Origin of the sequence: Stieleria tagensis, from assembly GCF_024129865.1 — a bacterium.
Lineage (GTDB): Bacteria > Planctomycetota > Planctomycetia > Pirellulales > Pirellulaceae > Stieleria > Stieleria tagensis.
This window is the reverse complement of sequence record NZ_JAMYFE010000069.1, coordinates 31818-57008: the sequence shown is the minus strand read 5'-3', so window position 1 is coordinate 57008 and position 25191 is coordinate 31818. Positions and strand designations below refer to the sequence as shown.

The 25191-nt window shown below is 56.1% G+C and carries 1 protein-coding gene; it reads right to left on the bottom strand.

The features are described 5' to 3' along the window. Positions 1-20: 20 nt before the first annotated feature. On the bottom strand, positions 21-24869 hold the full coding sequence (locus NHH03_RS17150) for a LamG-like jellyroll fold domain-containing protein (protein ID WP_253158214.1): 24849 nt from the start codon (positions 24867-24869) through the stop codon (positions 21-23). Between the last annotated feature and the right edge of the window lie 322 nt (positions 24870-25191).

Here is a 25191-nt window from a genome sequence, read left to right as displayed (position 1 = left end):
ATTCGGAAGTCTGTCGTTAATCAATCGTCCAAGTAAGCCTTCAGGGCGGCGTCCAACGCAATTCCTTGCTGTTGACTTGTGCGAATTCGGTCGAGCGCATTGATTGTGCCATTTCCATCGATGTCCCCATCGAGCCCAAAACCTACTTGACCGTTTTGTGAGGCGATTAAGGCAAGGTCAGCGGCATCGACGATCGCATCGCCATTGGCATCACCGAGAATGCGATGAAATTCAAACGTGCTATCGATTCCGATGTCGTCAAAATCGCCGTCTTGATTGGTATCGATCCTAACTCGGTAGAAGCCGTTATTGTCAGCGCTGTTCCTATTTCCCGTGATACCTTCCGATCCAAAATCCAAACGCAGACGGTCTCCGACTTTATCAACTGTGAAATCATCAATTACAACGCCGGTACCGGCGGTAACATCAGTTGCATCAAGGGCAAACCTTTCAACGTCCACGCGCCCTGGCGCGGTTAGCGCGGCAAGTCCGGCGTCGGTGCTGAACAGGATATCCAATTTACTGATATAGGACCGTTGCAATGCTCCCAATTGGACGTCGATTCCTGTGGCTTGCAGGCCATTGTCTTGGAAGGTTTCCGACAAAATGATATCGCTGGACCGCTTCGGGGCCGATTCAATATTGCTCCTTGAGTCGCGACCGATACTGAAAAATCGGTAGGTATGTTCCAGCCCGTCGGTCTTGCCTTGGAACGAGGCGGATGCATGGTAATTACCAACACCGTCGCGAGCCCCCGCCACAGCTGAACCAACAAACTGCGCCACAAATCCATCAACTGAAACATAAACATCAAAGAAAACCAGGTCGCCACCGCCGGTGTCGCGCCCGGTCAGCGTGATGTTGAATAGCCCGGCGGTATTTGCAACAGCCGTGACGACATTGGTTTCGGGTGCATCAAAATCGCCCACGGCGATTTGAGCATCCACGCTCGCCTTGACTTCCACGTTCCCGGCGAAGTCCACCGCCAGACTGCGGAAAAAATAATTGTGACCGCTGGTGGCAACAAAATCGACGCCTGCGACATCGGCTGGCACCGTTTCATACAAAGTGAATGGCCCGGCGTCTTGGGAGACATACAGTTGGTACTCTTTGATTCCTGTTGCTGATCGATCGAATTCCCCCTGCAGATCGTTCCCCGTGAACAGGATCGGGATCACCAAGTCATTGGCATTGGCCGGCAGCGGTGCAAGACTGCTTGTCGGGGGTGTCGAATCCTCGACGGCTTGAATCTGGATCGAATACGTTTGGTTGATCATCAATCCGCCCGCGTCAGTGCTGCTGATCGTGACGTACTGTGTCGCTCCCAGCGCCAGATCGATCTTGGTTTGATCAATCACAACAAGATTGTTTCCCACGATCCCAAACGCGCCGCTTGGATCCTGTGTGATCGCCAGCGAGTGCGTATCACCCAGGTCAGGATCCCGCGTATTGAACGTCCCAACAACGGTACCATTGTCAGCCATCACCTTGATCTGATTGGCCGACAAACTGACGCCGGTCGGCGCATCGTTCTTGCCGATAACCGTGATCGCGACGGTTGTCGTCGAAGCAACGCCCTCGGTGTCGCGAATCGTGTAGGTAAATGAATCGGTTGCGGTTTGCCCCGCTGGCAAGTCCGCGAATGCGCCATTGGTGTTGTATTCGTATTCACCGTCCGGTTTAACCCGCAATCGTGCGCCCGATGCTCGCGTCCCAACCGGTGGCAAGCTGAACTCGGTACCAACGAGAGTCGCATCCCCGTTGACCGCAGTCACCGCGAACGCGCTGTCCACGTCACTGTCGTTCTCCAGCAACAAGGCGCTGGTTGTGGTGGCGTCTGACAATCTCAGATCGACGCTGCCTGCATCGGCAACCGCCACGGGTGCATCATTGACCCCGACAATTGTGATCGTCAATGCCGACGTGCTCGTCGCTTGCGAATCGGTCACCGTATAGGCAAACACCTCACTGACAACCTGTCCCACAGCCAGATTCTGCGCCGCAGCAGTCGGCGTGTAGGTGTAACTTCCGTCGCTGTTCCACCTCAAATCACCATACGCCCCGGTCACGTTATCAATCGACCCGCCAACGCTTTGCACCGACAGCATGGTCCCAGCATCAATCTCACTCTGATCGCCGCTGTCGCGATCCGCATCACGATCATTGGTCAAGAGATTTCCAGTCAACGCGGCGACATCCTCGTTGCCGGTGATCCGATCGGCGAATGCAACCGGTGCATCATTGACGCCGGTCACCGTCATCGTAACGGTGCCGATGTCTTGATCACCAAAGTCATCGGTGACGACGTATTGGAATGTATCCACCGCCGTGATCCCCTCGGCCAATTGGTTCAATGTCAGCGAGGTGCGTGGATCATAGTTGACCGTCCCATCGGCGTTCAAAGTGATTTTCGCACCCGATGCCGACAATGCATCAACACTGGCAATCGACTTGATATCCGCGAGTCCGACATCGGTGTCGTTACTGAGCAGATCAAGATGGCTGGCCGGCAAATCTTCCGTCGTGGTGAATCCTGCATCATCGACCGCGATCGGCGCAACATTCGCAATGACGATCGGTACTTGTAACGAATTGCTGGTCGCACCATCACTGTCAGTGATCGTCACCGTGGCACTGTACGTTCCGTTTTGTTGATAGGTATGCGATTCGTCAATCGGACCCGAAACCGTTCCAATGGTATTGGCGGTCTGGTCATTCCAGTCGATGACATAGGTTTGCGTGTCATCGGAGCCAAAATCGAACACGTTGGCCACCAACTGAAGCGCCGACCCTTCGACGCCAGCGATCCCGCTAGCCGTCACCGTCGGGGCACCATTATTCACGATCACGTTTGCAGCGGGTGCGATTCGATGGAAGGCGGTTCCCAGCAACGTATCGGTGACTGTCACATTGACTTGGTAAGTCGCATCCTCGGTCGCTCGAAAGGCGTACGTTTCCGGATTTTCAACCGTGACCACCTCGAGAGATCCGCCCTGAACTGTCCAAGCGACCACGCGGGTGGCACCCTCGGCCAGCGTCGGTAAATCCGCGATCGAGAACGTCAACACATCGCCTTCGAACGCCTCGGCCGTTGGCACGGCGATCGAAATCACAGGAGCGGCGTCGACGGTGAATTCAAAATTGGTATGCGAGTTTTCGATGACCGATTCTTCGATGCCATCGGTCGCAAACACATCGGTGATGGTCAATGATGCCGTGTAGTTGCCGCTGGTCGTGGGCACGAATTCCAAGGTCGATTGATCGGCGGTTGGCAGATCGATCGTCATTCCATTCCCAACGACGGTCCATTCGTATTGGCGAGTGACCGTTTGGTTGGTTCCACGCAACAAACCCGCCGGGGCAACGGGGCTCGAACCGGCGGATTCCAGGCGAACGCGACTGCCTTGGATCGCATCGCTGTCTGCGGACTCGGCGATCACCACTTCGGGCAAAATCGTCAGATCAAAGTCTTGGGGCAACGACGCGGCGCCATCGGAATCGGTGACGATCAATCGGACGTTGTAGTGTCCGGCATATCGGGGGACGAATTCGAAATCGAAATCGCTGGACGACAGCACTGCCTGACCGTTGTCACTGGTCACCTGCCACAGGTAGCTCAGCTTGTCTTCTGTGCCCGGGTCACTGAAATCACCGGCGTCAAATTGGAACGTTTCGCCAACAAAATCACCGCCAGGAATTTCAATCGGATCCGCGGCTCCCCCGCCGCTGTCGATCGCCGGAGCCACATTCAAGACATCAAACGTCGTCACCGATTTGGCAAACCCACCATCACCATCATCCGCCGTCACCGTCAACGTGTAGGTGCCGTTGTCGACCAGCTTCAAGCGAGAATCGAGATTCAGTGGCGTGTCATCACTCCACGAGATCGAACTGCCAACCGCATCCAATCCGAGCGGCCCACGATCAGCGATCACCGATCCAGCACCTTCATCGAAGGGTAAATACAGACGCAGGTCATTCTCATTCGTATCAACTCGTCCCTGCAGCAGTTCTCGCAGATCCTGCTCTGTCAAAGCCCGATTCCAGATCGCCAATTCATCCAGCTTGCCAACGAAGGCTTGTATCGGATCAAAATCGCCACCAATAATCCCTTGCTGTTGACCGACAACCAAGCCGCCAGCATCGATCTGCAGCGTCGATTGATTGGTCAGCTCTCGCGTTCCATAGGAGACGCCTTGGCTAAACAGCTCCGCCTGGCCAGTGGCCAAGTTGCGGGTGATTGCGATGTGGCGGTAGGCCAGACCGTTGGCCAAGTTTGGCAGCCCCGTCCAGTTGACCGCTTGGCCATTGGACACCAACCGCAATTCCGTTGGACTGACCAACTTGATCACAAATTCATTGAGCTCCGACGAGTTTGCGGCACTCAGGATGACCTGGCTGTCCACCTTAGAGGTTTTCAACCAGAACGCAGTCGTTAGGTTTGTTGCGGCATCGAGCGCGAGATTAGAAAGTGAAACCGCGCTGTCGTCAAACTCAAGGGCATGACGAATCAGGCTTGTAGAAACACCACTTGGGTCGGTCACCGTGACGGTAGCGACAACGTCAGCGGGCGCTGCGTCGATGATGGTGATGGTGCCACCACTGCCTTGTGCCCCGTCGATGTTGACAGGTATCTGCAGGTTCGCGCCATCAACAACGGCACCAACCGAAAGGGTATGCCCTTCGAAGACCTGGACTCCACCCTGAGCGGAGTCAAAGCTCGGCACAGAACTGATGACCGGAGCAACGTTGGCTATTTTGCTGGCGAAAATGGGAAAACGTTCGCCTTGCACCGAAATGATTGAGATTCCTTGTGTGGGAGCAGTAAAGGCGATTGGACTGCTTGATCCACTCGCAATCTCGCTACCGGTTTCGAAATCGGTGACTGTCCAAGGTCGGTTCGCGAATGTCGTCCATGAAACACCATCCACGAGTGTTGCGCGGCCGTTTAGATGACTGCGATCGTTGGCCGTGCTCCCAGTACCCTCATTGAAACGGTAGTCGGCAGTGACATCCGTTCCACTCACGTCCAGCATCCCGGTCATGTTCGCAGCAACTTCGCTATCAGAGAGAGAGCGGTTGAAGATCCGTACGTTGTCGATTGTACCGTCAAAGAAAGTCCCTCCTGTCAAAGGTGACTTGCCAATCCAAACGGGCATGTTTCCCTGTAGAGGCGTATGAGTGCCCGTTTTTTCGTCTACGACTCCATTGACAAAGATGGTCTGTTCCAGCGACGTCGCGTCGTAACGAAACGTAACGTGGACCCAATCGTTGGCGATGACTGTCGTATTTCCTGTTGTGTCATTTCCAAAGAATGCGAGATGAAATTTCCTGTTTCGAATAATCAGATGCAATCCCTTATTCCCATGGGGTTCTCCGCTACCAAAAATAGCGAAGTCGCCCGTTACCACATCCGGCTTGATCCATGCAGAAGCCGTGAAACTGCCATTGAAACCGAGCGTATTCGCCGGCGCACCCAAATCGATAAAGTCATCGCTGCCATCGAATTCCACGCCTGTCAAAGAATACGGTAGCGATACGGCAGTCTCTGAATCCACTACCAGATTTGTGCCTTCAGGAACCACACCGGTAGGAAGGTACAACCGATTGAGGTTAAGTTTGCTAAGCGTCTCGAGAGTCTGTAACGAAGCAGCCTCTACACCCGTTCCGTCCAGATCAAGCGAAGTGAGGCGTGGAAGAGTTTCCAATGCCGACAGATCGGCAATCACTTGGTTTCCGGTTACGACTAAAGCTTCCAAGAACGTCGCTTCCTCCAATCCCGAAAGATCGCTGACACCAGCGGCGGCCAGCTCGGTGAAGGAATTCAGATGGCTCTGACGCAGTGGTTCATGCATGAACGGAACGCCTGGCTGGGCCGGTACTTCGACGACATAGGCAGCGTCGCCGGCGAGCGTGCCGGCATTTGCGTTGGGCCCCACATCGGGGACTGTTTCGCCCGCACCATCATCGAAGTTGTAATACAACAGGGCATCGCTGCCCACCTCCGTGACGCCCTCGTACAGGCGCCGTATTTGATCTTCCGTCAATACGCGGTCCCAAACACGAACGTCGTCGATCAACCCTTCGAAGTGCTCATAGTCAGAGGGGAAAGAGACAAAACCCTTGCCAATGTTAACATTGTCACTGTCAGTGGGAATATCAATGGAAGATTGCGTGCCCACGAGCACGCCATTTTTAAAGAGTCGGATGCCGGATGCCGGATCAAAGACTGCGACCATATGTTGCCATTGACCCACATCCACGGTACCGGCCGTGACGCCAGCAATGCCCAGGTTGATCGCTTCCCACACGCCAGAATCATGAATTCCTAGAGCCCAACCCGGATACTGACCGTGTCGCACCGAGATTAACGGCCCTTGACCGCTCGCTGCGGCAGGATTAGCCCAAATCTCAAACGTTGCTCCTTTGGAGTAATTAAGCATCACCGACGTGTCGATGCCGTCGCCGTCTCCATCTAGCGATAGTGCGTAGTCGGTTGGACGAGAATCACGCTCGACATGCGCGACCCCCGACGCGTCGGCGACCGCGGACCGCAAGTTGTCGTCGACAACCAAAACCACGGCGTTGGTGGAGGGGGGGGCATTGCCGGCGATCGCGTCGTTAACCGAAACGGGGATTATGATATCCGTGGTTTCTCGATCTCGTACTTCGATCGGTTCCGCGACAATCACGTCATCACCACTGCCGCTGAACACCCGATCCAGATCTGAACCACCAACCAACACGTCATCGCCGTCGCCGCCCAAGATCCAGTCGCGATCGGGATGCATCTGTGACGCATGAGTTTGACCACGACCCGGCGCGTCAAATTCGATCTTGAAGGCATTGTCGGTCGGACCACCAGGCGTCGCCCGCTCAACCCGCAAGAAATACGTTCCGGCTGAAATCAGTCGCAAATCGAACACTTGACGAACGCCGGCGATCACACCACCGGCGCTATTCAACAATTCCGCGTGGACGCCCTCGGGCAACCGAATCGCATCGCCGGCAACACCATCGCCTAGGAGGGTGAACCGGAACAGCCGCTCGTCCGCAGCGCCAAACAAGAATGGCTGGCCGCCGTTGTCAAACACCTCGGCCCGTCCGGTGCCGCGATCGATCACAAACGAACCGCTGCCGGCGACCGAGAAATTCTCGAGCACGTCAAATGCCCCCGTGACTTGTCGGGATCCCGAACTGCCATAGATCAGATCCGTGCGGCCGATGCCGGGGACCACCACGTCGTCGATGCCATCGTCGTTCAAATCGACCGCGCCTACACCGCGGAGGCCCAACTGAGTTATGGCGCCCAAGACCACCAAACGCTGGCTTGTGTTGGCCCGAGTCAACGTGAAACTTTGCAATTCGCGAAGTGGGTTAACTGGGAATCGCACTCCGAAGACTGCCGGTTTGTTTGCGTTGTCGAAGTTTCCCCCGACGCGATCCATCCCATTGATCAATGAGTACAAGCGGGCATCTCCCGATCGAATCGATGGTTCGGCATACCAATCGGGAACCTTGGTTTGCAAAGTCTGTGTTCCGTCGGCATACGTCAACGTCACATCCAACGATGTATTGCCTTCGGTTGACAACGCAAAGAGGTGCAACGAATCGGCGGTGGCGTTGTCTACGGCAACGGTGACAGAAGGATTCGCCGCAGTCAGTAATACGGCGTTATTGCCATCAACATCGTCGCGGTACCCGAGTTGCACATCGGGATGCTCAAGAGTGGCGGGAAAAAACCCGTCATCGGGCAAACCGTTGCCAGCTCCGCTTTGGCTTTGGGCATACGAGTCGGTCACAAGTCGGCTGGCGGAACCATCAATTGGGTCGTCAACAAGGTCATTCCCGTTTCGAATTGCGTCAACGTTGAATACGTCAGTGAAGTCCACCTGTTCGACCCGCTGTCGCAGCCCTCCCCCGAGCTCCATGAAACGATCGGCGTCGGTCAACGATACGTTGCCGCTCAGTTCGCCGACGCGGTCGAACAGGTACAATCGGTTGCCGTCGGCGATTGATTGGGTGACGGCCAAATCGACGTGACCATCGAAATCAAAATCGCCGGCTGCCGCCGATAGGTTTTGTCCCTCGATCCGCAATCGTCGACCGTCAAACAAACCGCCGGACCCGCCTAGATAGATATCCAGCGAATCGGGCAACCCCGACGCCACGTCGGAGAGCAGATCGCCGTTGATGTCGCCCAGCGGCAGTACCCGACCGATCGGGTCGGCCGAGTTGGAGACGATCGTAAAATCAGTCGTCGCGGCTTGCAAGTTTTGGCTCAGAATCGGTCCGCCGGATACGTTATACAACGTGCTGCCAACCACCGTTGGCGACTGCGTCGTTTCAAACTCCAGCTCCCAAAACCGCAACGCTCCTCCCTCGCCATGATAGTTGTCAACAATTTTCAATTGCCACTGTCCGTTTGGCGATAGACCAACGAATTTCGATAGCGGCTCGATCGGTTGGAAAACGTTAGAAAATGGCGCGACTCCAGCGGTGATGGGCGTTATCGCCAAATCATTGAAAATGGTATTGATGAAGTTGTCGTCCCCGGCGCCCACAGCATCGACCAATTTAACCTCAGTCCCATCGGGCGCGATCAGCGACAACGTCAAGTCTTTGTCATAGGTATGGTCGACGTTGACCCGCACTTGCAGCCGTGACAAAATTCCGGAGTTCCCGCTGATATTCAACGGCGACAAGTAGGTGTCGGGGGCGCCTGAGCTGATTGCAACGTCGGTGTTCTGGGTTTGCTTTGTACTGAAGGAGGCAGTCTTAATCTCTAAGTCCCACTGATCCAATTTCGCGCCTGCTACTACGGAGTGGTTGGCGACCTCCAATTTCCACGTTCCAAATGGCGAGAGCCCGCGTAGCGCCGACAGCGGTTGTTCCGGTTCGAATTCGGAGACAAATCCGAAGTTGGCCCCTGGATCACTGATGGACTGGCCAACGCCGTCACGCAGTGCTACCCCAAAAGAACTACTACTCCCGCTCCCCTCCACATTGCTAAACAATTTGATGCGCCGGCCATCGGGGGCGATCAGTGTCGCGTACAAACCCGTTCCCGGCTGATGAACGATTCGAAGGCCAACGCGCAATTCAACGATCGGATTACCAGTAATACTTTCACCGGTGTCCGGGTTCACCTGAATGGTTGACGTGATCGAGTTCGGAGCGTTTTGGACAAATGGAAAATCTGTATTGTTACGTCCGTAGCGAGAAGTGAGATCGGGCCCGTTAAACAGGTTCGGCGAACAATCATATTTGCTCGGCCCGACGAATTGGTTCCGCTCTTTAGGGCGGACGTTAACGCCATCGAGCGGAAGGCAGGTGACATAAACTTCAACGTTGCTGCCCGCATCCGCCGAACGAATGTAATGGAGCCCCGCCGAGTCCGTACTGACGGTGACCATCTCGGAAAGCGACGATGCGGCGACCGCCGCAGCCAAATCGCTGGCCAGGTTGATACCGTTTTCGAAGCGGAAAATTTTCGATTGGCCCGCAGTCTCGATTCGCACCGCCACCGGTCCCGCAGGAGCGACCCGTGACGACGGATCCGCGTCGTAGAAGATCGCTTCGGCCGGTGTCGAGATACCGCCTGTCCGTACTGATACCGATTGACCGCCGAACACGATCTCATCGAGTCCGTCGCCATTCGTATCACCGACGACGCGGGATTGCAAATCAACCATCTCGCCATGAGTGTAAATCGTATTGAAGGCATCGTCGCCGGTCAGATTGGTTCCGCCGACCGCCGCAGTCGAATCAAATACGGTTTGCCCTGAAAAGGCCAGTCCGATGCGAAATTCGCCGTTGCGGCTGGTCGCCATGCCGATCGACTGGCTGGCGATCACCAGGATGTCGCTGTGAGAGTCCGCGTCGAATTGCAACAAACTGACCTCGATCGATCCACGATTTGACAACGCATCACCCACTTCAATGATCCGTGCGTTCGATTGGCTACCCGATGTGACGATGTCGTTGGTCAAGAACACAGCGTCCCAGTTCTTCGGCCAGGCAATGTTCGTCGTGCCATTGTCCAACGCCACCTGTCCGCCAAAGACAACCAACACTTCACTTTGGTCGCCGACCGTTTTCAAGAATGCAAGATCCGCGACGCCATCATCGTTGACATCGCCCGCAGTCCGTGATGGCACACCGAATTCAGAATGATCGATGATGATCTCGGCATATGTGGCGGCGTCATGCACCTGATCGATCGTGATCGGTCCGTAGAACAGGTAGCTTTGTGCCGTGGTCGAGGCGAGGAAATCATCGTAGCCGTCGTCATTGAAGTCGCCGATGTTAAGCGGTGCCGATAACATGCCGTCGGTGTCAAAACCAAATGCTTCGGTGATCGGATCATCCACCTTCTGCTGGGCAAGGAAACCGCCACCACCATCGGGAACCTGTGTCGTGGACGTCACCGTCAAATTCACCCCGCCGATCGACGTCGCAAATGGCAACGTCGGTGTAGCCAATGCAAACTGAAAACGCTCACTTTCGAACGATCCAGGAACAAACCCGAAGGGATACAGCCGTGACGGTGGATAGGCCGAATTCGCTTGGGCGTCATAAGACCCATGCAACGTATCGCGACCGCCACCACCCTCGATGTGATCGTCGCCCGGTCCTCCCTCGATACGATCATCGCCGGGACCACCCAAAATTTTGTCAGCCAATACGGTACCAAACGCGATGTCGTTGCCGGCGCCCAAGTTGATCGTGAGCGCCGCTTCGAACGCCCCTTGTTCGAAGTCACCAAAGTCGATTCCCCAAGTATCCTGGTCTGCGGAATCAAGGGTCTTCACATCAGGCCCGAGTGTGTGGCTGAGAACCAATTGCTGAGTCGTCAAGACGCGATCGTAGATCCGAACCTCGTTGAAGGACGCATCGGCGGCCAAATCCAGTGGGAACTTTGATCGCCCGAGCCAGTTCATTCCTCCCACAAGATCATCGAGGGTCGATGCGGTTTCGAACGAGCCAACTTGGACAGCGTCTTGATAGGCCGTCACAACCGTCATGCCGTCGGTGCCGCTGCCTGCGGCGATCGTAAAGGCGAGATGGACTTCGGCTTGATCGCTAATTGTGAAAGCATCGTCCACCAGCACATCGTCGTCGCCAATCCAGCGGATGCGGTTTCCACTTCCGTTCTGTCCACCCGACCAGGACGCAAACAAAACGTGACCGGTATCGGGTCCGAAGTCGAAAATGCGTCCCCCGGGCTGAACACTCTCGCGCGTTGCCCAAACCTCAATCGTCGCATTGTCCAATCCGCTGACGATCGAATCGGGCAACTCGACGAAATCCGCTGTCGAGGGATCGCCACCGTACAGGCGTAAAGATCCATCGGAAATTTCGTGACCGCCGCCGCCGGACGTCAGCCCGGAACCGAACTGATCGACAATCCGAGCATTTGCCCCGCCCACCGCGTCGACCAAGACACCGTCAAATTCGGCATCGAAACTGTATTGGTGAACCAGCCCTGGCAACGACAAAGGTTTGAATTCAAAATCTGTTTCGCCGTGAAAGACATCGTCGCCGGCGCCCATTTCGATTTCGGTGCGTTCGATATCTTGAGTTTGGTAGAACAAGACTTCTTGTTGATACACGACTCGGCCAGCGGCGTCGGTGGTCTTGCGAAAATCTTGCGCACCGATGTCCCAAACCAAACTACTGAACTCATAGCGGTGCAGGCCGGTGTTGTAGCGGACGGTGGCATAGTCCGGCACGGGCAACCCGCGACGATCCGTGTTCCCGCCCAAGAACAGGACACGGTCGTCACCGTCACCGCCGATGAATTGATCACTGAACGTCGGGATAAATGTTTCGCTGGCCAAGTTGAACTGCGTGTTCGCTTGGTTGCCCAACAGTGGTAGCGCATCGGGAATGATTTGAAAGGTGTCATCGCCCGGACCGCCGAACAGCAAGTCGCTGGCCTGGCGGTCTTTGCCTCCGGTCAACACGTCGTTGCCAGCATTGCCGAACACCCAATCTTCACCGCTGCCACCTTGCAGAATGTCATCTCCGTCGCCTCCCAGGATCACATCGCGTCGGACGGTGTCTTCACGCAGCGACAGGTTGACCTTGGGATGATCTTCGTCAACGCTGCCGCCGTCCAGGTTGAAACGCAAGTCGTACAGCGTTGGCACCTGATTGCTGGACACCCGCAGATAGTACTGAATGCCCGCGGCGAGCAGACTGAGATCGCTTAGCGTCGCGCTGTCACCGGACGATTGGACACTTAAGATCGCAGTCTCGCCCTCGAGCGCCCCATCGATCGGATCCAGCTGCGCAGCGGTGTAGATCGAGAGTTCCAAGTCGTCGATCGGCGAACCACTGGCAGTGGTGATCAATCCCAGTGGATTACCGTTGCTGGCCAACGTGAAGGAGTACCAGTCGACGTCATCGGCACTATCAATGGACAATCCATTGAATTCGACCACACCCGACTCGGTCTCGGTGCCGTCAAACGCGATCTCTTTGACGCCATCGGCCGACATTAAATGGAACGCTTGACGTGGCACATCGTTACGGCTTGCCGCACCGGTACTGCCCAATGGTTGACTGCCGCGAGAGTTTTCGGCCTTGTCGACCAGGATGGCATTGCCGCTTTCGATCGTGACCACATCGTCGCCGGCACCGGCGTCGATCCAAACGGACTTTTGCACGGTCGGTCCGACAGAGATTTGATCGTTTCCTCCCAGCGCGTCGATCAAGATCACCAGAAAGTCGCCTTCGGGTGGTAGCAAACTTGCGAGTGTTTCCGAATCGATCTGCTGTTGAACACCGTCGCTTGCCACCTTGGTAAGTGACTGTTCACGTTGTTCTGGGTTGGTTTCCGAGAGCAACTGGTCCAGTTTGAACCTCAAGTCGTCGCCTCGCCAAACGTTGTTTCCGTCGCCATCGGTAGCGTTGTAATCCAGTCGCACCTGAGCGGCAAAGCTGTAGTTGCCGTTGTTGTTGGTCAACCGCGTGATCAGGTGGTGGTCAGCGATCACACCGGGTTCGGTCACGAAATCGACGTTGATTTGGTCCGCTGCACTGGTGCCGCCGACATACCAAACTTGATCGGATTCTTTGGCGTACTCTTTCCACTCGTCTCCGGCCAAGCCGCCATCGGAGGCTTCGAATGTCGTGCCATTGGCGCGATAGAGAGTGTCGCCCCCGCCATTGCCGTACAGAAAGTCCAGGGTCGTTCCGCCGTACAGGTTGTCGGCCTGGTTGCTGCCAAGAATTCGATTGAGCCCCGTCTTTTCTTGGATGCGAGCGAGTCGAACCGGTCCGATTGTGACATTTTCGTCTAAATCAAAAATGTCGTTGTCGTTCAAGTCGCCATCGTCGTGGAATAGGTGTCCGTTTTCATCCACGAAGACTCCGAAACCGCGATCGGGATAGGTTTCCGGTGTTCCCGGAACAACGATCGACGGCTGCGGCTGAAAGCTCCATGCGTACAGATCATTGCTGCCTTGGCCGCCAACCAAGTCGTCATTGCCTTGACCAGCAAACAAGACGTCATGATCAGCCGTCGATCCACCGCCGCCATCTCCCCACAATCGATCGTCTCCGCCAAAGCCGAACAGCGTGTCGCTGCCGATCCCACCATCAAGTCGGTCACGACCGCTAGAGCCGACCAGCACGTCGTCTCCGCTGTTGCCGTCGAAGACGCCCACCCAATCCGTCGTTGCGGGGCTGATGTCGATCGCCGACAAAGTGATCGACTCGGCGCCATCAACCACGTTGAGTGCCATCGGTGCGGCGCTCAGCACGCCTGCCGTGATTGCCAGCGGCGAGTAGAAGCCGAGGGTGTCATTGCCGGTCAACCCTGCAATACGCACCTGATCGAGCAACAAATTCCCAGTGGCGTCCATCATCCGAACGGGGATCACCACGGGAGCGCGGACACCGTCGGAATAGTAAACACCGGCGCTTCCGGCATGGGGACCGGTTGTGATCTGGCCGACCATGATTTGATCGTCGCCACCGGTACCGCTGATTGTCAGTATATCGGTGGCATTGTCATCCGGCACGTCATCGGGATCAACGTTGCCGTAGTGCCCGTTGATGGTATCGATTCCATCATCGAATACCGGTGGAGTGCCCAGCGCGGTTGGTAACACAAACAGATCGATGCCGCTGCCACCGTACATCGTGTCGCTACCGCGTTGACCGTCGATGAAGTCGGTGCCCGCCCCGCCCCAGATCGTGTCATCCCCGCCACCACCATACAGTTGGTCTTCGCCGCCGCCGCCTAGCAAGGTGTCGTCCGCACCGGAAACGTCGGCATCGGTTCGGCTGGCGTACATCGGTCCGGCAAACTGGTCGCCGCCGATGAAGTCATTGCCGCTGTCACCGGAGAGTAGTTCCTGACGAATGTTGCCGTACAGGAAGTCACCACCGGCACCGCCGAATAATTGGTCACCAACTTCCAAACTCTCCGTCGCCAGCACGTTGGTGGGTGCAAAGGCATACAGGTTGTCGCGTCCATCGCCGCCGTACAATCGTTGACCGGCCTGACTGGCGCCTACTCCCGCATCGCCGTAGACAGTGTCATCACCACTGTCGCCGTAAACTTGATCGATGCCTTCGCCGCCTTTGACGACGTCATCACCGGCCCCGCCGCGAACGACGTCGTCACCATCCCCACCTTCAACCACTGAATCAGCACCGGATCCGGCATCGATGTAGTCAACGCCTGTTCCACCACGCAACTGATCGACATCCGCCCCGCCGAACAGGACATCATTGCCCTGGTCGCCGTCGATCACATCCCGACCGTCGCCGATCGTTCCATCAATCGATTGTCCCGACACCAAAGCCGGAGTGATCAGAATCGATGGCGTGTAACCGGTCGGATGAGCCTGTTCGTTTTCGTCGAATTCAGGCGGCAAGGTGAAGTCGTTGGTGCCGAGTTCGTAGTCGCTGCGAACACCGATTGCCAGTCCACCAAAGATCACGTCGTCGCCGGCGCCACCTTTGATGTGATCATCACCCAACAGGCCGACCAACCAATCGTTGCCGCCGCCGCCATCGATGTTGTCGATGCCGTTGCCACCAAGCACGTCATCATTGCCCTCGCCGGCGACGACCGTGTTGTCTCCGTTTCCCGTAAAGATGATGTCGCGACCGTTGCCGGTAGTGATCTTGTCATGACCATCGGCTACCGATGGATCCAACGTCGATGTTGTTGGCACACCGGCTGTGAAAAAGATGGCTCCATCGTCAGCCAGAAGATAGTTATTTCCATCGCCGGCGACGATGGTGTCGCTGTCGCCGCCGCCGATGATCGCATCGCTGCCACCGCCGGTCGTGATCGTGTCGAGCCCGCTGCCACCGGCACTGGTCACCCGCGTCGTGACGCCGCCGAGTCGGTCGATCGATCCACGATCGCCGATGATGACGTTCACACCATTGGTGCCACCGGATCCCGCCGTGAGGGTGTCGTTGCCTTCGCCGCCAATGACCAAGTTGTCGCCACCGCCAAGCGTGATCACATCGTTGCCGCCGCCGACCGCACCACTTTCCATGTCGACGACGATGCCGCCGGAAAGGGTGATGATGCCTTGATCGCCGAACACGCGGTTGTTGCCATTGCCGGCGGTGACGGTGTCGCCGCCGCTGCCGGGCAACAGGATATTGTTGCCATCACCGGCGGTGATCGTATCTGCGCCGTCATCGGCATTGATTGTCGTGCTGATCTCGGCCCCCGTGATCACTGCGGCGTCACCGACCAAAACATTGTTGCCACCCAATCCGCTAATGACATCGGCACCACCGAGTCCAATGATGCGATTGGCCGCTGCATTCCCGACCAGTGTGTCATCGCCGCTGCCGCCAGTAATGAACTCGATCTCCGCAACGTTGCCAGCGTAGGACTTGCCGCTGTTGACTGTGCCGCCATTCAAGTTGACGTTCACCACCGACGACCATGCGTTGAAATCAACATGGTCTTCGATGCCGAGACCGCCATCGAGTGTGCCTGTTAGACCCGCCAACGATGCAATTACAAAGTGATCGTTAGCCGATCCCCCGATCACGCTTTCGACGCTTTCAAATTGAACGCTGGCACCGCCTGAAACGACGCCGCGATTGATGCTTTGAATCGCCACACTGAGCGCCGCCGCCTTGGCCGACAGGTCCAACGTATCGGAATCACCATGGTTTAGCGTCGTCGTCCCACGAAGGTTGCCGCTGATCACCCCGCCAGCCGCAACGACAAAGTGGTCATCGGCATCGCCACCGGTCAAGTTCTCGAACCCCTGAAACGCAAACCCATGATTGATGTTTCCGGAGTCGGTTCCGGTCACATTCCACATCGCTGCAGCGTTCGCACCGATCAGTGTGTCCGACGATGAACTGCCACGGACGTGATCGATCCCGACGTAGTGACCCAGCGAGGTTGCCGTTGACGTGGCGCGATTGACTTCGACAGGACCCGAGTATGAGGCATAGTTCAGTGAATCGATTCCACCGCTGCCACCGTCGATCGTGCCCGTGATCCTGCCGTTGTTAAACGCAAATGTGTCGTCTTGGGGACCGCCAACCAGGTTCTCGAATCGCGAGAAATAGAACTCATCATCGATGTTGCCGCCGCCGACCGAATCGATTGTCCACAATCGGGTCGTGCCCACGGCGTCGCTCAGGTGAAGCGTATCGTTTCCAACTCCCGCCACCATCGATTCAATGCCTTCGACCAATGCACCGTCGGGACTGAGCACACTGTTTGAACCGCTGCCATCGGACACGCTAACGCTGCCCAGCGTGACGTTCAAATCGACCGTGATGGCACTAAAATCAAAACGATCCGAGTCTCCATCGACGTCCGAAAGTTTGTCATTGCCCCACCCATTTTCAAACAGATAGGTGTCGTTGCCGGCACCGCCGGAGATCACGTCGTCGCCCGCACCACCGACAAACACATTGTTGCCGTCGTGTCCAACCAGCGTGTCATTGCCGGCGCCACCGATCATCGTGACCGGAATACTGGCGCTGACGCTTGGATCGACGACCAGCACATCATTGCCGGCACCGCCGCTGAAGTAGATTTCTTTGACGTCTGCGGCTGAGTATTTTCGCGTCACCTTCAGCGTCGTGTTCTCATCGAATGCGTAGTCATAATCGACTTCGATGGTGCTCCCGACTTGGCGCACCGCAAACACTTCCGCGTCATCGATGCTCGAACCTGGATCCCGCCCACCTGCGAATGGACCGGCGTTCAACACCAGAGTTCCGTCGTCGAAATTCGGGTCATTCTGAGTCAGTGTGGCAACGTTGACCCCGACCTGACAGGAATGATTAAAACTGAACAGCTCCTCATTGATGATTGGGATTTCTCCACCGGTGCTAAAGATCGATATACCGAGCGTCCATTCGATCGCCACTTTCGCGTTTAATTCGCCATGTGCATCAAACACGCAAGCGCCTGGGACGCCTGAATCGGTGGGTAGAGTCGCTAGCGCCAGCAGTTCGTCAAAATACAATTTGCCATTGCCGTCGATGTCGTTCCAATTGAACGCAAGGTCTCCGCTGACGCCGCCAACTAAGAAAACACTGGCGATAAAGATGTCGATGCCAACGCCCGCGTTGACGCCCAAATTGAACGCGACTTCGTCGATGTCGGCGCCGGTGGAACCATCGGCAAGGTCTCCAAAATACAAACCGTCCAGGAAGTTGCCTGTATCGGAGATGCCGCGGGTGTCAAACCCGAGCGAGAAATCAAGTTTGGCACCGACATTGCCGCCGACCTTGGCGTAGATGGGGGTTGGTCCGAGCGGCCCAAATTTGGCCGAGAAGGGAAGATTTAAATCCAAGGTGGGGATGTCCCAGACCAAAAGATCGACTGTTTCACCGGTCAACAGTTTGAACGCAATGGATGGATCCGACAGGATGGGAATGTTCAGACCGAAACCGCCGCTGACCGCGGAACGACCAAGTTTCTTGAGCTTTGATTTCGTGCTGGATTTATTGCCCGATGATGAAGTGTTGCTCGGAGCGTCGATCTGGTTGAACACGTCGTCGGAGATCGCACCACCGGAACCGCTGAGCATCGAATTGATCGTGCCGCCGCCGACACTGATCTGCGTCGTTGCATCGGTGACATCGATCTTTCCCGTGGTGTATTGGTAATCGACCGTGATCTGGCCCGCTTGATCCGTCAAAAACTTGATCGAAGTTGTCGGCGTCGATCCGTTTTGGCCATGAATGACAATGTAGTCATTGGGTCCCAGAACGTTCGCCCCCGCCCGCACAGCGACCGAACCGGCCGACGCCGCATTGCCCAGCATCACGATCGAGTTCGCCGTGGCGCCGGTCCCATGGTCTTCGCCAGTGACGGTCGTTTTGGTGCCACCGGAAACAACAAAGTCACCAAAATTGATGATCATCCCATCGGCACCGGAAAACCCTTTGATCTCGTCAACGGCCTTCAGGATGCCGTCGATGGTATCGAGCACCTTTTTGGCGTTTGCGACCTGATCACCCAACCCAGCGGCATAGGCACCAAGATCCAGGAACGTGATTTTTGGCCCGCCGGTTGTCTGGGAAATGTCACTGAATCCGGGGACTTCCTGACGCAAAAAATCGATCACCGGTCTCGCTGGTTCGATGTACTTTTCAAACAGTTCAAACGCTGGGCCTGCGATCGATTCAAAGAAACTGCCCAGGTCCAGCGAGACATCGTGAAAAGCGACCTCGGGTGCGCCACTGACAAAGCCTTTGCTAGTGCTGTAGCTGACACCCCAATCAACGGTCAAATCCGTTGTCAACTTGGGCAGATGGCTGCCCACGCTGGTGTCCGCCGCCAGCGCCAAATCGGCAAAGGCTTCGGCGCGAATTCCGGCGCTGAACAAAGGGCCGCCGGCAAGCAATTCACCCAGCGTCAGTCGATTGGCCGGATCGTTGTCAGGGTTGTTGATGTCGATAAAAATCTGACCGCTCAACCCGGTGCCTCGTGAGAGTCGTCCGTCACCGTTGAGGTCCGTTTCCGTTAGCACATCGTTTTTGTCCCCGTCGCGGTTGTAGTCGATCCCGTCGACGGCTTCATTCAAGTTCGCGTCGGCAATCCCGTTGGCGTTGAAGTCTTCACGAACATTGCTTTTGGCACCCAGGTTCAAGAAGAAAAGTTCTCCTTTCAAACTCGTACCAGGCTTCAAACTCACTTCTGTGTTGAGAGCGATTTCGGGGGATCCGGCCGTCCCGTTATCAAATCCGCTGTCGTCGAAAACGGTGTTCTGGTTCAACTGAAAGAAAAAACCATCTCGCAGGTTGATGCCAAAACCGAAGCTCAAATCGTAGTCCCACGACAGCTGAACACCGCCCACGGTTTCGAACTCAAACGCGACCGCGTCGAGCCCCAGGTCAAAGTCCGCATCGATCACATCGCGGCCAGCCAACTGCAGATTAATAAAGAATTCCATGTCAGCTGGCGCCGTGGTGGCGAAATCGCTGATGGAAACTTCGACGTCGCGGCGATCGACTTTCTCGTTCGAATCGCTTTGGGCGGGATCATTGTGGAATAGCGGATCCAGTTTTAGGATATTCGCACCGGCCGGCCCCAGTGACGTGAAAATCAGGTTTTGGATGTCGCCGATCAACGCGTCAACGCTGTCGTCGATGGAGTTGACCAGCGTTTCAAACTGGTCGACCATCGATTGCAGTTCACCAACAAAGCTATGGCTCAAATCGACACCGTCACCGATTAACGGGATCGATGTCAGCAGATCAGACGACAATCCGTTCTCGATCGTTGTTAAAACCGTTCGCGAGCCTGCGATCAACTGATCCAAACTCATACTGCTCAGATCGGTCAAACTGGCCAGGTAGTCGTTCACGCCGTCGGTCAATCGAGAGTAATCAACACTAGGCAGACCGCCGCTGATCGCGTCATCGATCGAATATCCCACTTCAATCGCATTGCCGATCGTCCCCACGCCTGGCAAGGTCGCATCAAAATTCGCATTGATTTGGGCATGGATATCAACCTCGAATTTGTTGACCGGATTGCCGCTGAACAGTTGACCGATCGGAATCCCGCCAATCGTGTTGGCATCAGACGGCGTGAATGTCTGGTCTATGGAAACCGTGATGCTGGCGGGATCCGATGAATTCTCATCCCGCGCAAGTGCGACCGATCCATCCAGTCCCACTTGGAATCCGCCCAGAGTGGCATTCACGTTCAGTTGTGAATCGATGGCCGCCGTCAGTTCAAAGCGGGTGCTATCGAACAGGTAGGGCGTCAATGTGGCTAGATTGAAACCCAAGTCCAAATCGATGTTGCCCGCCAGTGTCACATCGATATTTCCCTGTGACCCGACCGTCACGGGACCAAAATCATCCAGTGCCAGATCAAAGCCGACGTTGCGCGTCACGGTCGGATCAATATCCAGTTCCAACTTCAAAGTGGTTTGATTGCCTGCGGCATCGCTGTCGGCATCCAAGAATGACACGCCGACTGTGACAGGTAGCCCGAGTTCCGTCTGCAGCAGATTTGTCAGAAAGGGTCCCAAGTTTGCGGTCGAAACCACTCCGTCGGTCAACTGGCTGACGCTATCGAGCACGTCAGTCACGTCCACTCCCGAGTCGGCGATCTTCGACACAGCCAATCGAAGTCCCACAATCGCAGCCGACAGTTTGGCTGTCGTCACCAATTCGGCATGGATCACCGTCGCGGTGGAATCGATCACACCTGCCGTCGCGGTCTCAAACTGAACGGTCAATCCCGATGGACTGCTTGCCCGCAGCGAGACATCACCGAGTGATGGATCAAACGTGAACGTCAGCGACCCTTGCGGTTTTCCCGTGACAACCACTAGTCCCGGCGCGCCGAGCGCGTTGTCAATTTCCGCTTGAATATCCAGCGCCGTGGACGATCCGCTCAGCGGCCCCGAATGATAGACATTCTCTGCACCATCGGTGATTTCCAGTTCATACGTCTGCGCGGCAGTGATCTCGTTCCGTACCGATGCCGCCGCAGCTTGCAACGCCTGAATGTCTTCGGGCGAACCGCTGAGAAAGGGGATCTTTTGGATGATCTGATCGTGAACATCCATCAGGTCACCGACGTCGTATCCCTCCAACAATTTATCGGCCACCACCAACAATCGATCGGTGAAGCCCAGCAGATCGTTGGGTGACTGGTTGATGACGGGGATGTCGGTATTCAAACCCGCAATGTCGCTGCTTCGCAATGCCTCGACGGCTTGACGCAACATGCGTGCAATGTCTGACAGCGACAGATTTTTGTAATCCCCAATCAGTTCGCTAATATTCGGTGCGTCGATGCCAAACCGGGGACGCAGCAGATCACCTGGATCGCTTTCCAATGTCAGTGTGATTGTGGGCAATTCCGTCGGCAACAGTGGAATGCTCAGTGGCAGTGTGGCAGAACCGCCGTAAGTGAACGTCGGATCCTGGCTGGCCAGCGCATCGGTTAATCCGGATTTGCCAAAATCGCTCAGTCGCAGAACTCCATCACCATCACCGTTGTCGGGCAGGGTGAGACCGGCGGCAATTGAAAAACCGGTCGCCATTGGGCTCGCTTCACTCAAGAGCGCTGAATTACCAAAATGACCGGACTCCACGCCCAACTCCAACAGTCCCATCGAAGCGGTCAGGTCAATCTCAGCCGCATCAATGGTGGCATTGGCGTAAATCGAACTGTTGGTCGTATCGATATAGAACTGGTCAATGATCGCGCCGAGCAGCAGGTGATCGCCAACCAACGTCGTCTTTTCATCAAAGCCCGCCGTATTAGGATTGTCCGTGGGTTCGGTCGTTCCCAGAAGTTTCAATCCCGCGCCTGCCGAACTGGCGCCAAAGGAATCGGAAGCCGCGGCGATGATCAATCGATGTTCGTCAACGGGAGTGCTTTGGTCGATGACCTGGATCCGATCATCAACGAAAGTGACGGTGACATTGGCAGCGGCTTCAATTTTTGTCTTCACATCGGCCAGCGTCTCGGCGCCATCCAAAACGATGTCGATCGGTGCCGCGCCGTCGGCCAGCGAAATCACCAAATCGGCTTGGTTACTGGTTTGGCTTGCAGCAAAACCGAATGCGGCGCCGACGACGGCCAGATGATTGATCGCCGGGTCGTCTGAAATCAGAACGATGTGGTCGCTCGAATCAACTTCGGCATGGATCAAGATCCCTTGAGCTTCCAGTTCGTCACTGATGTCAAACGCCAGATCTTCGGCCGTGGCGTTGTCACCCACCGCCGCAGCGTCCAAGGTGACGTTGACGGGAACGGCCGCTTCACCGAACTTTTTTACCATCAGGGACAGGGTTCCGGCTGTTGAACTAGCCACCCCAGTCGACGTCATGCCCACTTTGAATACAACGTCATCACGAAGATCCGTCAGCTTTGTCGTTCCATCAACGCTTCCGCCTGACCCCGCGCGGACCAAATCGATGCCAATCCCCAGATTGATGCCGGCGGTGGCCTGGAAGATCACATCGGCGCCTCCGACCAGATTCAAGTCAGCAAATCCCAGATCAATCGCGCGGGAAAAATCCAGATCAATCGACTGATCGTAGGTTGCTTCCAAATTCAGATTGAACGTGACCCGATGGTTCACCGCGTCGTATCCGAGGGTCGTTTGCGTCGGCATGATCGTGTTCAGCAATTCGACGAAATCCGGTATGCCCGTGATCGCCAGCTGTGCCGTCGCGGATCGCGAAACTCCCAGCCCCAGCAGGTTCTCAGCTGGGTTTTCGTCGGACGTTTGCGAATCGGCAAATCCCAGTGCCACGCCGCCACTGACCGAAACCGTGTTCGTGGTGCTATCAACAGCCGCAATGCGAATGCTTTGGCCGACGACCGTTGCGATCAGCAATTCGTTCAGCAGTGTGCCGTCACCGATATCGACGCCCATTGCCGTGTTGATGTCGCGAACAAGATCTCTAAGCCGTGTGTTCGAATCCGTCGCTTCCTTCGTCAGGATGACTGCGACGTCAACCGCTGCATCCAGGTTCTTAGTGGCGATGTTGAATCGCAGATTGACGTCTTCACCTAAACGACCGCTGCTGGGTCCAGGTGAATCCCCTGTGATTTGCAGCGTGCTGATGTCAAGTGTGGTCGCCTGTGACGGGTCGATCGTCCGAATCGAAAGCTTGTTGGCGTCATTACCGATCGGCCGATCGGCAACGACTTGGTGATCCAGTTCGGCGACGGTCAATGCCGCGTTGATGTCACTGTACAGATCATCGATCGAGGCGTTGTCCGCGGTGTCGGCCGCGTACACGGTTACGGTGACAGGATCTTTGCCATCGAGCCGAAGCTGAAAGTTGGCGTCTGCCGTCAACACACCGTTGCCTGCGGTGATGTCCGATGCTCCGGTGATTTGCGCGTTCTTATACAGCCTGGTGGTCAGTTTGTCCGTCTGGTCCGCAAAGCTGGCGACCGCCGTAATCGCTTCGTCTACAAACGGAATCCCGCCGGGAACATCCAACTTTGCTGCCAACGTTTCCAACGAGTCGCCCAATTGCAACACAAACGTCGCGATGTCGGCGGGCGTCAGTTGCAGGTTGTCGAACAAGGCTTGGTAGTCGACGGTTCCCAGCTGCATCGCGCGTGCTACCGAATCGGACTGACTCAGTTGCAATCCCGATTCAATGTCCGCTGCCACATAGGTGGCACCAATTTGGTCCAAGATTTGGCTTTGTGCGTAGTCGTTGATGACTAAATCGGCATGCGCAACCGGAGTACCGCTAGCGTTGGCAAGCGCTGCCGTGATGGGCAGTAAGTCAAGCTTCCCCGATGCAATGCGGGGGTCGTTTTCGAACGGGGCCAGTGACGAAAGCGTCGGCACTGTCCCGTCGCCACCCGCGGTGGTCTTGATGTCTTGGTACCAGATTTCGCCGGTTTCTGGCGCGTGACCGATGAAGTCGGTGAACGGCAGGATCTCGTTCTCGAAAAACCGCGCTCCATTGGGCCCGATCCGTGTGACGATGCGGTCGTTGGTATCGACCTCGGTGCTATAGAGGATCGACGTGTGGTCGGCTCGATCGAGATAGCCATTGACCGGGCCGGCGTTGAGGTCGATCAGCAGATCATTGAACAAATTCGGCTGATGGGTGTTGTCCAGAACAATCTCGGGATACTCAGGCAACAACCCACGCAAGGAACCGACGTACTGTTGGACGAAGGCTTGTTTGTCGATCGCGCTGTCGGTGATGTCGTCGGCGGATGAGTTCGGATCAGGCCCAAAGATGGTGCCAAAGTTGGCGGTGTCCTGCAGCAGATCGAAGCTGTTGTTGACCAATCGGGCGGTTGACCGCGATGCGTCCGAACCCGCCCAGTCGTCCAACGACAGATTCCAGGCGTCTGCGACGCCGCGGTTGGGAACACCGGCCATCACCAGATTTTCTACCGGCAATAGATCGGATTGGTCGTACGCAGCACTCTGCAAATAGCTCCGCGCGATCAGCCCCCCGGCGCCATGCGTGACCAAGTCGACAGCAGTCGCCTGCGGTTTGGCGGCTTTGACCGCCTTCAGTGTCGCGGCCAGGTAATCCAGACCGGTATCAAATGTCGGATCAGCGATCTCGTCATAGTCCGCCGACAACGATCCATCGGCGACACCGTCAACCGGTGCGATTGGCACCCGCCAATCCCAAGTCGCGACGAACAACGATTCGCCTTGGACATAGCCCACATTTTCAAGCGTTTTGACCAGACTCTGGTAGACCTGGCTGTGCGGTTCCAGAACCAGCTTGCCGGGCTCCAATCCACGGTGGGTGTACCACTCATTCAAGCGATCCGTTCGCTCCGGTTCAGCGATCAGTTCGCCATTGCTGCCCACCACGTCGGCAAACGTTCCCCCAAAACCGGGAATCAAAACCACCGGATTGCCGCCGACGGCTAGCAATTGCCGCGATTCGAGTTGCTCGATTAGCGACCTTCTGCGTTGGAAAACATTGGGTCGACGACGAGTGCTGGACCTTCTGCTCAAACGAGCAAACTTGTTGTTGAACTTCACGTGTCAGGCCTAAATTTGATCCAACCAAACGACGATTGACGGTCAAGTCGGACAATGGGCGGGGGTGCGTTTTTCACGCTTATGGGATTAACTCACCTCACCCACCCCCAACCCCTCAGGCTTTCTTGAAAAACAATTTGGGTGCGGATCCTCTCAAAAATCTCCGCGAAATTCACCGGCGAGGCATTTCTAATGAAGGGGGCAGGTATAC